Annotated in this window: 13 protein-coding genes; 3 read left to right on the top strand and 10 right to left on the bottom strand. The window is 58.9% G+C overall.

Features of this window, described 5'->3' with window-relative positions; all coding sequences use genetic code 11:
* Window positions 1–126 precede the first annotated feature (126 nt).
* Window positions 127–759 carry a hypothetical protein gene (locus ACQRA4_RS05635; protein ID WP_427822114.1) on the top strand — a complete coding sequence of 211 codons (633 nt, stop codon included), beginning with the start codon at window positions 127–129 and terminating at the stop codon, window positions 757–759.
* Between the two features lie 17 nt (window positions 760–776).
* On the opposite strand, the gene ACQRA4_RS05630 is transcribed toward ACQRA4_RS05635, so the two are convergent.
* Window positions 777–1,367 carry a TrmH family RNA methyltransferase gene (locus ACQRA4_RS05630; RefSeq protein ID WP_427822113.1) on the bottom strand — a complete coding sequence of 197 codons (591 nt, stop codon included), beginning with the start codon at window positions 1,365–1,367 and terminating at the stop codon, window positions 777–779.
* Window positions 1,368–1,529: 162 nt separating this feature from the next.
* On the opposite strand from ACQRA4_RS05630, the gene ACQRA4_RS05625 reads away from it, so the two are divergent.
* Complete coding sequence (locus ACQRA4_RS05625; RefSeq protein WP_427822112.1) at window positions 1,530–2,972, top strand: sodium:proton antiporter; 1,443 nt, start codon at window positions 1,530–1,532, stop codon at window positions 2,970–2,972.
* An 85-nt stretch (window positions 2,973–3,057) separates the two neighbouring features.
* The gene (locus ACQRA4_RS05620) at window positions 3,058–3,690 is read left to right on the top strand and encodes a sugar O-acetyltransferase (RefSeq protein WP_427822111.1); all 633 of its coding nucleotides are present in this window, start codon (window positions 3,058–3,060) and stop codon (window positions 3,688–3,690) included.
* Between the two features lie 150 nt (window positions 3,691–3,840).
* Here ACQRA4_RS05620 and ACQRA4_RS05615 read toward each other — a convergent pair whose 3' ends face one another.
* The 9 genes from ACQRA4_RS05615 to ACQRA4_RS05575 form a co-directional block, all read right to left on the bottom strand.
* Entirely contained in the window at window positions 3,841–4,563 is a 723-nt protein-coding gene (locus tag ACQRA4_RS05615) for a flagellar basal body L-ring protein FlgH (protein ID WP_427822110.1), read from the bottom strand.
* A 32-nt stretch (window positions 4,564–4,595) separates the two neighbouring features.
* A complete protein-coding gene (gene flgA / locus ACQRA4_RS05610) occupies window positions 4,596–5,786 on the bottom strand; it encodes a flagellar basal body P-ring formation chaperone FlgA (RefSeq protein ID WP_427822109.1) in 1,191 nt (396 codons plus the stop codon).
* Window positions 5,787–5,879: 93 nt separating this feature from the next.
* Window positions 5,880–6,665: a flagellar basal-body rod protein FlgG gene (gene flgG / locus ACQRA4_RS05605; RefSeq protein ID WP_427822108.1), complete on the bottom strand. Its 786-nt coding sequence runs from the start codon at window positions 6,663–6,665 to the stop codon at window positions 5,880–5,882.
* Window positions 6,666–6,710: 45 nt separating this feature from the next.
* Window positions 6,711–7,505, bottom strand: a complete 795-nt coding sequence (locus ACQRA4_RS05600) for a flagellar hook-basal body protein (RefSeq protein ID WP_427822107.1) — start codon at window positions 7,503–7,505, stop codon at window positions 6,711–6,713.
* A 403-nt stretch (window positions 7,506–7,908) separates the two neighbouring features.
* Window positions 7,909–8,751 (bottom strand): oxidoreductase, encoded by an 843-nt coding sequence (locus ACQRA4_RS05595; RefSeq protein WP_427822106.1) that lies wholly within the window; start codon window positions 8,749–8,751, stop codon window positions 7,909–7,911.
* Between the two features lie 227 nt (window positions 8,752–8,978).
* Window positions 8,979–9,518 (bottom strand): flavodoxin family protein, encoded by a 540-nt coding sequence (locus ACQRA4_RS05590; protein ID WP_427822105.1) that lies wholly within the window; start codon window positions 9,516–9,518, stop codon window positions 8,979–8,981.
* Window positions 9,519–9,694: 176 nt separating this feature from the next.
* The gene (locus ACQRA4_RS05585; protein WP_427822104.1) at window positions 9,695–10,759 is read right to left on the bottom strand and encodes a DUF362 domain-containing protein; all 1,065 of its coding nucleotides are present in this window, start codon (window positions 10,757–10,759) and stop codon (window positions 9,695–9,697) included.
* A gap of 623 nt (window positions 10,760–11,382) precedes the next feature.
* Entirely contained in the window at window positions 11,383–13,470 is a 2,088-nt protein-coding gene (locus tag ACQRA4_RS05580; RefSeq protein ID WP_427822103.1) for a TRAP transporter permease, read from the bottom strand.
* A 57-nt stretch (window positions 13,471–13,527) separates the two neighbouring features.
* Window positions 13,528–14,082, bottom strand: coding sequence for a DUF1850 domain-containing protein (locus ACQRA4_RS05575; protein WP_427822102.1), 555 nt, complete (start codon window positions 14,080–14,082; stop codon window positions 13,528–13,530).
* Between the last annotated feature and the right edge of the window lie 54 nt (window positions 14,083–14,136).

Genomic DNA, 14,136 nt, shown 5'->3' with positions numbered 1-14,136 from the left:
GCTCCGCCCCTCTTGGCAAGCTGCCATTTTTCAGCGCGCATGGACAAGCGGGCGCAAAATCGGTATAAAAATTTTTACGGACATAAAAATATCAAACAGCCCGGCCCGCCCGGGAAGGGATTCCACATGTGGAACTGCATGCGCCTCGCCGCTCTGCTGACCCTGCTGACCACCATGCTGCCCGCGGCGGCGGCGGCCGAAGACAACGGCATGACGGCCAGAGGAATTTTTAGCATGCTGCCCGTCAGCATTTTTGAAAACACGGTCGAGGGCCTTTCCGAAGCGGACAAGCAGCGCCTGCTGACCGAAGGGCACTCGGATTTCTGGGAAATAGCCGGGGAAACCGAGGATGTCATGGTATTCGCGGCCCTGCCCTTTAGGGACAGCGCCGTGGCTTTGCGGCTCTTCCGCAATACGGCGGATGGCTCGGTTGAAGCGGCCATCGGCACGCTGGGCGCGCCCATCTGCACCCTGGAGCTGTGGCGTGTGGACGTCACGGGCCGCATGGTGCCCATCGACACGCCGCCGGAGCCGGACATCAGGGAGTTTCTGGATCAGAGCCGGGGACTGCCGCAGGGCATCAACCCCACCGTGCTGATCTGCCTGGGGCTGGGCGGCCTTAAGGCCGAGCCGGTGTTCTGGAACAGCTCAGGCATGACCCAGGCGCCCCTGGCCCATGACATCAGCTTTCAGTGGAATGGCAGAAGCTTTGAAAAACAGGTTCTTCCGCACAGGGCGCAGACGGACGGGCGCCCCTGAGCCCGGCCTGACGCCTCTCATTTTTTCAGCCATTCCTCCAGCCGGGCCTCCAGTTCGGCTTCGCTCAGGCGAGGGGCGTCGTACATGCCGACGCTTTCGCGCTGGCGCGCGGCTTCGGCCAGAATGACGGCCGCGGCCACGGAGACGTTGAGACTCTGAATCATGCCGTACATGGGGATATAAAGCTGGCCGTCAGCCTGCGTGAGCAGTTCCTCTTCCACACCGCTGTGCTCGTTGCCCATGATCACCGCCGTGGGCCGGGTAAAATCCCAGCCGCGCAGGGGACGGGCCGTTTCCGAACAGGAGGTGGCCAGCACCTGAAAACCCTGCCCCCGCAGATCACCCATCAGTTCCGCGCTGTTCCCATGGCGTACGCTTTCCACCCACTTGCGGGCCGAGGCCGAGGTTTTGCGCCCCAGTGCCGGGAAGGGCGTGTCGGTATAGTACAGATGAACCCTGGCGAGGCCGAAGGCGTCGCAGGAACGGTAGATGGCCGAAACATTGTGCGGGTCATGAATATTGGCCAGCACCAGGGTCAGGTCATTCTGGCGACGGCGCAACACTTCAAGCAGGCGCGCTCTGCGCCTGGGGGTAGGCTCCTTGGGCATGGCGATGATTTCCTTCTGCGGTGCAAATGCTTGTGAAAGGTGTGTCAGAAAAAACTTTTTCAGGCAAGCGCATTGCCAATGGCCTGCTTTTAATCTAGAAAAAAGAAAAATCTGTCTTCTGTGCGGCCCGGGGCCGCGACATCTTCATTCAGGAGTGCGACCATGTCAAAATTCCGGTCTTTGCCTCTGGGCTTGACGACAGCCCTGCTCTTTGCCCTGGTTATGCCCGGCGCCGCCCTGGCGGCCGCGGGGCACCCCACTATCCCGGGCGCCGAGCTTTCGGCCGTCTGGGTTATTCCCTTTGCCTGCATGCTGCTTTCCATCGCCATCATGCCTCTGGCCCTGCCACATTTTTGGGAGCACCATTTCGGCAAAATCGCCGTATTCTGGGGCCTGGCCTTTCTGGCGCCTTGCTTTCTCGTCTACGGCCTGAATGTCGCCCTGTATGAATTTCTGCATATCATTCTGCTGGATTACATCCCCTTTATCGTGCTGCTTTTCGCCCTGTTCACCGTGGCCGGCGGCGTGCGCCTCAAGGGTTCGCTGGTGGGCACGCCAGTGGTGAACACCCTCCTGCTGACCGTGGGTACCGCCCTGGCCAGCTGGATGGGCACCACCGGCGCGGCCATGCTGCTGATCCGCCCCCTGCTGCGCGCCAACGCCCACCGCAAATACCGCGTGCATTCCGTGGTGTTCTTCATCTTTCTGGTGGCCAATATCGGCGGCTCTCTGACGCCGCTGGGCGATCCGCCGCTTTTTCTGGGCTTTCTCAAGGGCGTCAGCTTTTTCTGGACCACCACCCATCTTTTCCTGAAGACCCTTTGCCTCGCCGTGATTCTGCTGGCCGTTTTCTTTGTGCTGGACACAGTGCTGTACAACAGGGAGGGCCGCCCCACCCCGCCGCGTGACCCCAATGCCACGCAAGAAAAACTTGGCCTGGAAGGCAAGATCAACCTGCTCTTTCTGCTGGGCGTGGTGGCGGCTGTGCTGGCCTCCGGCATGGCCCCGCTGGGCGCCTGGATCGAAATTTACGGCGTGCCCGTGGAAGGCCAGAACCTGCTGCGCGACATCGTGCTGCTCTGCATGGCCGGTCTTTCCCTGAAGTTCACCAGCCGGCGTTGCCGAGAGCTCAACGGCTTTTCCTGGGCGCCCATTGAGGAAGTGGCCAAACTTTTCTTCGGCATCTTCCTCAGCATGATTCCGGCCATCGCCATTCTGCGCGCCGGCACGGACGGCGCGCTGGCCTCGCTGATCAACATGGTTTCCACCCCGGACGGCCAGCCGGTCAACGCCATGTACTTCTGGCTTACCGGCGCGCTCTCCAGCTTCCTGGACAATGCGCCCACCTATCTGGTGTTCTTCAATACCGCAGGCGGTGACGCCGCCCATCTGATGAACGACATGGCCACCACCCTGGTTGCCATTTCGGCGGGCGCGGTGTTCATGGGCGCCAATACCTACATCGGCAACGCGCCCAACTTCATGGTGCGCTCCATCGCCGAAAACCAGGGGGTGCGTATGCCCAGCTTCTTCGGCTACATGCTCTGGTCCGTGGGTATTCTGATCCCGCTGTTCGCCCTGCTGACCTGGGTGTTCTTCATATAGGCATTCCGTCTTCACATGCAAAAAACGGCAGGCCGCGGCCTGCCGTTTTTTTACGGCGCGCCCTGGCGCGGGAGGAGCGTGGAGTATGAACCACAAGGAGCGCATGCTGGCTGGTCTGCCCTACAAGGCATGGCTGGACGGCCTGAGCGAAGAGCGCCGAACCTGCCGGCGAAAGGTTTTTCGCTACAACCATCTGCCGCCCGACCAGGAGGCGGAGCGGGACGCCCTGATCCGTCAGATTCTGGGCGCGTGTGGGCGGCATGTGCGCATTGAGGGGCCGTTTTACTGTGACTATGGTTACAATATTGAGGTGGGGGAAAATTTTTTTGCCAACTACAACTTCACGGTGCTGGACGTGGCCAGGGTCAGCATTGGCGATTACGCCATGATTGCGCCCAATGTGGCCATCTACACGGCCGGGCATCCGCTGCATCCTGTATCCAGAAATTCGGGATATGAATACGGCAGCCCCGTGAGCATCGGCGATAATGTCTGGATCGGCGGCAATGCGGTGATCAATCCCGGCGTGCGCGTGGGCCGCAATGTGGTCATCGGCTCCGGCAGCGTGGTGACCAGGGACATTCCAGACAATATGCTGGCCGCGGGCAATCCCTGCCGCGTGCTGCGCCCCATTACGGAAGCTGACCGCCGCCGTTATTTCAAAGATCGCCTTTTTGATGTGACGGACTACGAACGGCACTTCAACGCAGACGCATAACAAGGGCGCAATATCGCTCCATGTCACGCCTGCATGATGCATGTCGCTCTTGAAACTTCAGCGTCTCAAGAGCAACATGCATTTACAACATACTGTTTCAGAGAATTTTATACTGGCATATTCCCTGATGTTCACTTGTAAAAATGAAGACTAGAAAGGCCAGATGTTGTCCATCAGACGCGTAAACCACCCCGGCTTCTGCTTGTCGGCCAGTACGCCGCGCCCGTAATATTCAATGCTTGCATCCGCAATCTGGGTGGAATAGACGCTGTTTTCGGCATCCACATCCTTGGCGCGAATCATGCCGCGCACCACCATATATTCGGTTTCCTCATTGACCCGGATTTCTCGCGCGCCTTCGATCTGCAACAGGCCGCCGGGCAGCACGCGGAGCACTCGCGCCGCCATGGAGGTGGTCACATAGCTTTCACGCTTGGTCTTGCCTGTGGCCGACAGATCGCTGACCGAGGTCGTGTTCAAAGCCGGCATGCCCACACTGGCCTGAGGGCCAATACCCACCAGGGGGATGAAGCCGGTCTTGCTTTTGCCGAACATGGCGGCCACCTGGTAGTTGTTGGAACCATCCTTGTTGGCCGTGGTTTCGGCCTTGTTCTGGGCCTTGGTGTTCTCCACCAGTTTGACCACCACGATATCCCCCACGCGTCGGGCGCGGCTGTCGGCAAAAAGCGTATCCTCTTCGCTGACGGCAAAAAGCGAGCCGGGATTGTTGGGGCCGCTGGTTTCCTGACGATATTCCTGCGGCGGCGTGATCGGGGGCTGCAAGGCCGGACGCCTGTGCGCGCCGCCTCCGCCGCAGGCTGCACAGAGCAGAAATGCCAGCCCCAGAACCGGGACGATCAACTGTGTTTTCATACGCTCCTCTCCTCGCGGCCGCGTGGCGCGGCTTAATGTATCTCTACGGTGTTGCCGTCCTTGACAGTGGCGTAGACCTGTTTCTTTGTTTGCAAATTCCGCACCGGAATGGTGGCGCCGGGCTCGCCGTCGGCCAGGGCCTCCGCCTGAGTGGTCATGCGCAGATTGCCGCGCGAGTAGATCAGGGTCAGAATGCCGCCGCGCCGAACCATAAGCTGGCTGACCAGATCGCTTTGCAGAATGGGCTCGCCTGTATTCAGAGCTCGCGCCACCTGCCAGGGGCCGCCGTGCCCGTCCCAGGGCAGATCGCGCAACTGATTGGCATTGATACGCATGAAGGTCACGGCTTCGGGCGTCAGCGCATCGCCCTTGCCCAGCGGTCTGGACGCCGCGGGCACGGTGATCCAGAGCGCCAGGTTTACCGTCCCGGCCACCCGCCGCAGTACGACGCCGTCCGCCTCCTGCACGGCAAAACGCAGGGGCACGCGGCCAGGCGCAAGCTTGCCCGGCTCCAGCTGGATGCGCTGCTGGTTGTGGGCCAAAAAAATATATTCCGGCAAGCGAAACTCATTCAGCTCCGCCTCGCCGGGCATGGCGGCCAGTTGCGGCGTCAGGCTTTTGACGACATAGGAACGCAGGTCATCCTCTCTGAACACCAGCCCGCCGCGCTGGATGACCAGCGATGTGGGCAGAATGCAGCGCCCGGCCAGCTCGTTGCCCAGACTCTGGCGCAAAGCCTGCGAAAGACGGGAGCGGTTGACCTGCAAAGGCTTGCCCTCTTCCGGCGGCGCGGGCCAGAGCTGACGTGTTTTAAGCTCGCCCCAGAGCGCGGGTTCCATATGGCCCAGCGGCGCGGCAATGTCGCCCAGCAGCACCATATCACTGTTGGTCACGGCGGCGGCGGCCACCTTGAGCCGCCAGTCGCCCTGCTCCAGCATGGGCAGCTGATCGCCGGCGGCGGGCGGCGCGGCCAGCGGCGCGGCATTGGAGGCCACGAGGTCGCGGGTTTTGGCGGCGCGCTGGTTCTGAGCTTCGACCGCCAGGGGCATCCGGGCGGCGCGCACCTGCGGCGGGCGCAACTGCCGCTTGATCTGAGACGGCGAACGGCGGTGATTGCGCTCGCTGTCCTGCCAGACGGCCTGCGGCACGCCGCCCTGGGCCCCGGCCTGAAGCGGCGCGGGGCAGGCCGCCCAAAGCAAGGCCAGAACGAAAAGCGCAAGCATAAGCCGCGCGCGACCGTATAAGCCGCGCGGCCAAAGTTCGCTTCCGCCAGTCCCCGATGGTCGCCGTCCGCGCATGACCGCTCCTTTTCAGCCCTAGCTGCGCTTGAGCTGCACGGCAATGCCCAGCATGGAATCCGAAGTCTGGATGGCCTTGGAATTGACCTCATAGGCGCGTTGGCCCACGATCATATTGACCATCTCATCCACCACTTCCACATTGGACATTTCCAGAAAACCCTGCGCCAGAGTGCCCACATTGTCCGTGCCGGGCACACCTTCGGTTTCCGCGCCCGAAGCTTCGGTGGGCGTGTAAAGATTGCGGCCGCGCGCGTCCAGACCGGCCGGATTGATAAAGGTGTAGAGCGGAATTTCCGCACCGGCTATTTCCTGTCCCTCGCTGTCCAGAGCCGCGATATGCCCGGAAGAGGAAATGGAGATGTTTTTGGTTTCGGCGGGCACGGCAAATTCCGGTTGCAGAATGTAGCCGTTGGCCGTGACCACAGTGCCGTCCTGGTTGAGCTTGAAGGAGCCGGCGCGGGTGTACATCAGCTCGCCGTTCACATCCACCTGGAAAAAGCCGTCGCCTTCAATGGCCACATCCAGAGCGTTGCCCGTATTCTGAAAGTCGCCCTGGGTGAAGAACTTGTGCACCGCCGTGGGGCGCACGCCCATACCCACCTGAATGCCCACGGGCAGCCGATTGTCGCCCTCGGTGATGGAGCCGGCGATCTTCATGGTCTGATACATCAGATCCTCAAACTCGGCCCGGCTTTTTTTGAAACCTGTGGTGTTGACGTTGGCCAGGTTGTTGGAAATGACGTCGATGTTCAACTGCTGGGCAATCATGCCCGTAGCGCCGGTGTACAGGGAACGCATCATGGGGGTTTCTCCTTCTCTCAGTCACGCGGGCGGGCCGCGCGCGGGCTAGCCCTGGCGGCGCCCTATTTTTTCATTGGCCGCGCGGTCCAGAGTATCCGAGGTCTGCATCACCTTCTGATAAGCCTCAAACTGCCGCTGCACTTCAATCATGTTGACCATTTCCGTCACCACTTCCACATTGGCCGCTTCGGTGAAGCCCTGCTCCAGCCGTGCGCCGTTCAGGTAGGCGTCGCCTTCGGCCACCTGAACATTCTCACGCGGGCGGAACAGATTGTGCCCCATCTTTTCCAGATTTTGCGGATTGTCCACACTGATCAGGGCAATCTGATTGACCACCGCGCCGTCAGCAATGACCTGGCCATCGCCGCCGATAATAACCTGACGCGTGCCCGGCGGGATGACAATATTGCCGCCCGTGCCCTGCACCGCATAGCCCTGCGGGCTCATCACCGTGCCGTCGGCGGACAGGACAAAATGACCGTTGCGCGTCAGATAATCTCCATTGGGCGTATTGAGCCGAAAAAAGGCGTTCTCGCCGGCGATGGCCACATCCAGCGGGTCGCCCGTGAATTGCATGGAACCCTGGGAAAAATCGAGTCTGGAAACGGCAATGCGGGGCCGGGCCATATTTTTGGGCTCAGGAAAAAGCGGTTCGGACCGCAGATTCATCAACGGCTCGCGAATCTCGTCATGCGCATAATAAGCCATCGTGTCCTTGAACGCCAAAGTGTCGCGCTTATAGCCGTGCGTATTCACGTTCGCCAAATTATTGGCGATGATGCTCATGCGGTGCTCTGTGGTCAGCGCGCCGAAAAGCCCGCTAAACAACGCGTCTTGCATAAAAAACTCCTTTGTCCGCGGTCGCATGCCCGTCCGGGCGCAACCGTTGCCCACGGCCGAAACAGCCTTTGCCGGAAAATATGCAAGGAACGGGCCAAAAAATGGGAAGACTGGAGAAAATCCCGCGTGGCGGGTCCTGGCGTCGGGGAGGCACAATTACTTTTCTCCATAACAATGGAGACGGCATATCAGTATGTTCGGCCACCTGCCGAAAAGGGGCTTTTTGCAAACGCCAGCGACAAAGCCCCAACCTATTTTCTAATGAGGTCTGAGCCTGAGAAGATTTATTCCACCATGGTTCAGGCCGCCCCACGGGAAAGGAGCCGAAACCGAACCGTCAGCGCCGTCACGCGCGAGGGGGGCAGCATAAAACGCGCCGAAAGCGGCTGCCATGGAGGCTGCCTTACGCATCTGTCTGTATGCTGAGGGATGCCCACTGGCGAACCTCCTTGTCTCTGGATTTCACGAACTCTTCGCCGATCTTGACGGCAGTGGAACCAAGCAAAAGATGGAAAGGGCCATCAGGCATATCCGCGGCCCGGATGACGACTTCAGCCGCCTTGCGCAGGTCGCCCCAGCCCTGAATGCCCGAATCTTCTGGATTCTGGAGTTTTACCTTGCGCTTGCCGGCTGTAGCCGCATAGTCGCTGATATTGTTGGCATTGACATCAATGGAGCGGTGGAAAAAATCCGTCTTGAAGGGCCCCGGCTCCACTACCATGACCTTGACGCCCAGGGGGCCGACCTCTTTGCGAAGCCCGTCCGACAAGCCTTCCACTGCGCATTTGGAGGCGCCGTAAAAGGCCGAGCCTTCAGATGTGCTGAGAGCCGCAATGGAAGAGAAGTTGATGATTGTCCCCCTGCGGGCCGCGCGCATACAGGGCAGCACTTTCTGGATAGTGCGAACCGTGCCGAAAAAATTTGTGTCAAACTGACGGCGTATCTCGGATTCGGCGCATTCTTCCACCGCCCCGCGCAGGCAGTAGCCTGCATTGTTCACAAGCGCGTCAATCCTGCCGAAGCGCTTCAAGCTCTGCTCCACGGCGGCAGCCACGCTGGCGTCATCCGTCACGTCCAGGGCGGTGATGAGCGCGGTTTCGGGAAACAGTTGCGCAAATTCGGCAAGCGTTTCAGGCCGCCGCGCCGTGACAACCACATTTTTGCCCTGCTCCAGCGCGACAGTGGCCAGGCTTTTGCCCAGGCCGGACGAACAGCCGGTGATCAGCCAGGTTTCTTTTTCAGTCATCTTGCTTCTCCAGATTTTTTCCTGAGCCATTGCGAAAGCAGATCCGCGATCTGCGCATTATTTCCGTCTGAAAAGGGGAAATGGGCATTGCCCCTGATGCCCAGCTTCGGCAGATGCGCAACAATCACGTCGCCGCCATGCCGTTTGACAACGATAACCCGCTGTTGCGCCATTTCAAGGGCGGCGCGGGGATTGAGGCACGGGACGCCTCAACTGAAAAAAAAGCCCTAAGAGATGGCCCTGCCCATGGCATAAGCCTCTTCCATGGCCGGACTCTCCCTGATGGCCCCCGGCTCGTACACGCCCTTGCCGCAAATAATGCCGCCTTCCGATGAGCCCTTGAGGCAGGCCGCGAGGCCCCGCATGCACGCGAGTGTACAATCCATGACCGTTGGAGTATCTTCAGCCGCAGTCATGATGTAGTAAAAAATCTTGTCTCTTATGGCAAGCCACCTGGCCACTGTCCGATCAATAAGCGACTTCATCTGCGCATCTACAGAATAAAAGTAGACAGGGCTTGCCATAACAATTACATCCGCGGCATGCATCTTGTCCAGAATTTCCGCCATATCATCATTGATAATGCAGACTCCGTCGTGATTTTTGCAATAATAACAGGCCTGGCAGTAGCCGATCTTCTTGTCGCGAACAAAGATGAGTTCCACCTGGTTGCCGCTTTCCTCCGCGCCACGGGCAAACTCCCGGCACAATGCCGCCGAATTGCCGTTCTTGCGCGGACTTCCGGCGAGAATCAGAACTTTTTTCATGAATATTGCTCCTGATTGTCATGATAAGCGTCAGATTCCATTACTACGCTGTTGGTTAGGGGGTTGCTGGTTGTGTTCCGCCACAAGAAACAAACCCCAAATGTGTTTTTTAATGTGGCCTGAGCCTGGGTTAGGGCCTTGTTTGGAAGTAGCCCGAAAAGTCCAGACAGATTCTTTTAGCTGACAACAATAAGTTTATAACACGGATTGCCCATCTTGTGTTCCGCCATGGCGGAAAGCTGGCGCAGTCCGTGCCTGCTTTCAATCCGCTCCACCAGATCCTTGTTATCCTCATGCGGACGGGAAAAGACAAGATCGCAAGACGCCTGATCAATTGCAAGCAAATCTGTGGAAGCAAGTATGCCTATATCTTTTATTGTTGGCGCCGGCGCTTTTACGCCAGCGCAATCACATCTTACAGACATGTTGCGAAGCACATTTATATATGTGATGCGTTTTCCGAAATAATCCTGCACAGCCTTGGCGGAATCGGCCATCAACTCCATGAACATATCCTTGGCGGGCGCGGAAGAAAAATCAGCCTTGCCGGTCATATTTGTGCCGTGCACCTGACGTTTTCCCACTTGCCCGGAAGCACAGCCAATGGCTATATTTTTCATGGAACCACCAAAACCGCCCATGCCGTGTCCCTTGAAATGGGTCAACACCAGCATGGAATCATACTCGGCAATGCCCTTTCCCATTGCCACTTCCTTGAGATGAAAGCCGGAGCGCACGGGCAGATTGATATCGCCATGCTCATCCAGAATGTTAACAGGGCAGAAAGTCCAGCCGTTTACCTCAAGTGTTTCACGGTGGCCCTTTGTCGTATAGCGATCTCCTTCATAAAGGGTGTTTGTTTCAACAAGTTCACTGTTTGGTATTGTTGACTGCAGGGATTGAACCATTTTTGGGGGGATAATGTTAGGGCCGTTTTTTTCTCCTGTATGCAGCTTGATGGCTACCTTTCCATAAATTCCCTCATTAACAAAATTGTAAAGTTTTATCAGGCTGTCTGCATCAATTACAGAAGAAAAATAGACTCTTGCGGCAGAACCCCGATAATTTTTTTCATTGATTTTTCGGGAGCCAATAACAGGCGTCTTTTGCGGCACATCAAAATTTGCCGTATTTGACGCACCCCATGCCGCATTGTTGAACACGGGGACAGCAGCGGCGGAAAAAACGGTAACGGCGGCGCTTTTCAAGAGATCGCGTCTTGAGAAATTGTCAGCGGACATAGAGGCGCTCCTTTAAAAATTGGCATGCTGCGCAAGAGTTACTCACCCGCATGCAGCGCTGGTTGTCAAAACTGACGCGGTACAGTCGAGCCACGTCCGGCATCGCAAAAGCGGGGATTGGAATGATCGCCTTTTGCATCCTTGATAGCGCTTCGGGGTTTTTTTGTTTGCCGTTGCCGTCCAGCCGGCACAGATGCCGGCAATGATCAGCAAACCGACGCAAAAAAATTTGCCCGGCAGCATTGCGGGCTCCTTCCCGCGGTTGTCATTCATGCGCGTTACCATGCCCAATCCTGCTGAATTTTATTGCAGTGAACAGCATCGCGATATACACATTTCGCCCCGATGTTTGCCTGATCCGCTCATTACAAAAGGAGCCCCCGGCTATGCCGGGGGCTCCTGAGGCTGCCGGCAAAGGTCGGCAGCCCTGGAAATCAGGAGCAGGTCGCGGCTCCGCCGCGCCGTAAGCGCCTGATTTTCGCGTCTTTCCGTCAAGCCGCGCAAGCGGCTTAGTCGGCGCAAACACCGCAAGCGGGGTTTGTCAATAGTCTGAGGCCTCGGCTATGCCGGGAGGGGGCCTTTTTTCAACGTGTTGCGGCAGGTTCTCGGAGCACGGCCCAGAACTACTGCCCGCTGAACTTTGGCCCTTCCTTGAATGCTTTCTGCAATACATAGACCCCCGCCATCAGGCTGAGGCCAATGATATCCGTTATCAGCCCCGGCGTAATCAGGGTGATGGCCGCGCCCGCCAGCAGCAGACGCTCCCAGAGAAAGAGGTTGCGCAGCCAGTAGCCCACGCTGGCGAAAGAAAGAGAAACAATGCCCACGGCCGCGGTGCAGACAATGAAGACAACCTCCATGTTGCTGGCCCCAATCATCAGCAGGCCCGGATTGTAGCAGAATATGTAGGGAATCAGAAAACCCGCCAGGGCCAGCTTGACGGCCATGAAGCCCGTGGCGTTGGGCTCGGACCTGGCGATGCCCGCCGCCGCATAGGCGGCCAGGGCCACCGGCGGGGTCAGGTCAGCCAGAATGCCGAAGTACATGATAAAAAGATGAGCGGCGAGCATGGGCACGCCAAAGGTCTGGATAGCCGGGGCCGCAATGGTGGCCAGCACGATATATTTGGCCGTGGTTGGCAGGCCCATGCCCAGCACGATGGACGCAAGCATGGTGAAAAACAGCGTCAGGGCGAAGCTCCCGGCAGAGAGAGTCAGAATGGCGTTGGCCAGCTTGAGCCCCACGCCAGTCAGGGTTACAACGCCGATGACAAAGCCGGTGCAGGCGCAGGCCGCGGCGACGCCCAGGGCCAGGCGGCCGCCGTTTTCCATGGCCTTAAGAATATCCTTGAAGGACAGACGATTGCACTGGGCAAGCGCATGCCCGACGGTCATGCCGCTGGAGCTGGCGCCGGCCCAGGCCTTCCAGTTGTTGGCCACCAGCGAAATTATCATCGTGGCCAGAATGCAGTAGTAGGCGGACTTGAGCGGCGTGTAGCCCTGAATGAGCAGATAGATGAGCACGAAAATGGGTATGAGCAGATAACCGCCCTGCCGCAGCACAAACCAGGCGCGCGGCAGACGTTCCCTGGGAATGCCCTTGAGCCCCAGACGCTTGGCTTCCATATGCACCATAAAGCCCACGGCCAGATAATACAGCAAGGCCGGAATCAGCGCGGCCTTGGCGATTTCAACATACCCCACACCCAGGAATTGCGCCATGATGAAGGCGGCGGCGCCCATGATCGGGGGCATGATCTGACCGCCCGTGGAAGAGGCGGCTTCTACCGCGCCGGCAAAGGCGCTTCGGTAGCCCACGCTTTTCATCAGCGGGATGGTAAACGTGCCTGTGGACACGGTATTGGCCACGGAAGAGCCGGAAATGGTGCCGAAAAAGCCGCTGGCCAGCACAGCCACCTTGGCCGGGCCGCCCACAAAGCGGCCTGCCACGGCCAGAGCCAGATCAATGAAAAACTTGCCCAGGCCCGTGCTGTGCAAAAAAGCGCCGAACAGAATGAACAGAAAGACAAAGGAAGCCGAAACGCCCAGCGGCATTCCAAACAGACCTTCCGTTGTCAGATACATATGCCCCACGATGCGCTGAAGCGAAAAGCCGGGGTGCCCCATCATGCCCGGAATCAGATTGCCGAATTTTGCATAGAGCAGAAAACAGACGGCTACCAGGGTAATGGGCAGGCCCACAATACGGCGCGTCGCCTCCAGCACCAGCAGGATGGCCGCGCAACCAAAGAAGAAATCCAGCTCCGTGGGCGGTCCGGCATCCAGAACGATAACGTCGTAATTCCAGATAATATATCCGCAGACGGCCGCCCCGGCGGCGGCCAGCAGCACATCGTACCAGGCGAGCCTGTGCTTGCTGCCCGTGGCTCGCGCCGGATAGAGCAGGTAAATCAGCACAAGCACAAAGCCCAGATGCGCGGCCCGCTGGATTTGCGGCGGGTACGCGCCGGTGGCCGCCGTAAACAGGTGAAAGCCCGAAAAGGCGATGCAGACCAAGCGGATGAAAACATCCATCCAACCTTTGAATGACCGGTAGGACGACTCCTTATCGTACTTGGCCACGATTTCCGAGACATCAATGGCGCCCTGCACCTTTTCAACCGTCGAGGAATCCAGCTTTTCCGCCTCTTCCAGGGCAAAACCGCCGGAGCCCTCCTGTTCAATAACCTTCATCCGCTCTTTGTGGCTCATCCCTGCCTGCCTCAAAACTAGACGTTGTTTATGCGTGGCGCGCTTTGCCCCGCCCGCTCAGCGGGTCGCCGCATCCGTACTGACCCGCGACGCCAGCGTAAAGGTGACCGCACTGCCCGGCGGCGCCAGCGTGACCAGAGGAATCTCGCGCGCCTTTCCCCGGGCCGCCTCCCCCTCAGCCGCGTTCTCTCGCGGCAAAAGCAGCGTATGACGCGCGATGCGCCCCACGCGCACATCAAAAGAAGGCAGCGCCTTATGATAACCGCTGATCACAATATGCCCTCCACCGGAGGACATGGTCTGCCCCGGTTCGGGATTGTGCGGCAGGCCCGCCCCAAAATCCTGATAAATGGTTTTTTCCAGAAAAATCATGCCCTGGCTGACGCGAAACCAGTCTTCCACCGGGCTCCGGGCCACAGAGTGGATATACCGGATGCCGAAGGTCAGACCATTGGCGGCCTGACAAGAAAACAACACCACGCCGTCGGCATTCCTCAGCTCCAGCCGGCAGGCCGTGTTTTCCCCTGCGGCAAGCCCGCCCGACCTGTCAGAAAACGCCTGCGCCGCGCCCGCCCGGCCCATGATGCAGAGGCATAGCAACACCGCCGGCATATATACAAAAATTTTCCGCATGCCCATTTGCGCCCACAGGGCCGCCGGGCGGGG

It is taken from the genome of Desulfovibrio sp. SGI.169, from assembly GCF_050313595.1.
In the GTDB taxonomy this organism is placed as follows: Bacteria; Desulfobacterota; Desulfovibrionia; order Desulfovibrionales; family Desulfovibrionaceae; genus Desulfovibrio.
Note: the sequence above shows the minus strand (reverse complement) of the source record. Positions and strands in the feature narration are given on the sequence as shown.

What these genes read in the sequence shown, in the direction of transcription:
- ACQRA4_RS05635 (WP_427822114.1), top strand. Translation starts at nt 127, where the DNA reads ATGTGGAACTGCATGCGCCTCGCCGCTCTGCTGACCCTGCTGACCACC.
- ACQRA4_RS05630 (WP_427822113.1), bottom strand. Translation starts at nt 1,367, where the DNA reads ATGCCCAAGGAGCCTACCCCCAGGCGCAGAGCGCGCCTGCTTGAAGTG.
- ACQRA4_RS05625 (WP_427822112.1), top strand. Translation starts at nt 1,530, where the DNA reads ATGTCAAAATTCCGGTCTTTGCCTCTGGGCTTGACGACAGCCCTGCTC.
- ACQRA4_RS05620 (WP_427822111.1), top strand. Translation starts at nt 3,058, where the DNA reads ATGAACCACAAGGAGCGCATGCTGGCTGGTCTGCCCTACAAGGCATGG.
- ACQRA4_RS05615 (WP_427822110.1), bottom strand. Translation starts at nt 4,563, where the DNA reads ATGAAAACACAGTTGATCGTCCCGGTTCTGGGGCTGGCATTTCTGCTC.
- flgA (WP_427822109.1), bottom strand. Translation starts at nt 5,786, where the DNA reads ATGCTTGCGCTTTTCGTTCTGGCCTTGCTTTGGGCGGCCTGCCCCGCG.
- flgG (WP_427822108.1), bottom strand. Translation starts at nt 6,665, where the DNA reads ATGATGCGTTCCCTGTACACCGGCGCTACGGGCATGATTGCCCAGCAG.
- ACQRA4_RS05600 (WP_427822107.1), bottom strand. Translation starts at nt 7,505, where the DNA reads ATGCAAGACGCGTTGTTTAGCGGGCTTTTCGGCGCGCTGACCACAGAG.
- ACQRA4_RS05595 (WP_427822106.1), bottom strand. Translation starts at nt 8,751, where the DNA reads ATGACTGAAAAAGAAACCTGGCTGATCACCGGCTGTTCGTCCGGCCTG.
- ACQRA4_RS05590 (WP_427822105.1), bottom strand. Translation starts at nt 9,518, where the DNA reads ATGAAAAAAGTTCTGATTCTCGCCGGAAGTCCGCGCAAGAACGGCAAT.
- ACQRA4_RS05585 (WP_427822104.1), bottom strand. Translation starts at nt 10,759, where the DNA reads ATGTCCGCTGACAATTTCTCAAGACGCGATCTCTTGAAAAGCGCCGCC.
- ACQRA4_RS05580 (WP_427822103.1), bottom strand. Translation starts at nt 13,470, where the DNA reads ATGAGCCACAAAGAGCGGATGAAGGTTATTGAACAGGAGGGCTCCGGC.
- ACQRA4_RS05575 (WP_427822102.1), bottom strand. Translation starts at nt 14,082, where the DNA reads ATGCCGGCGGTGTTGCTATGCCTCTGCATCATGGGCCGGGCGGGCGCG.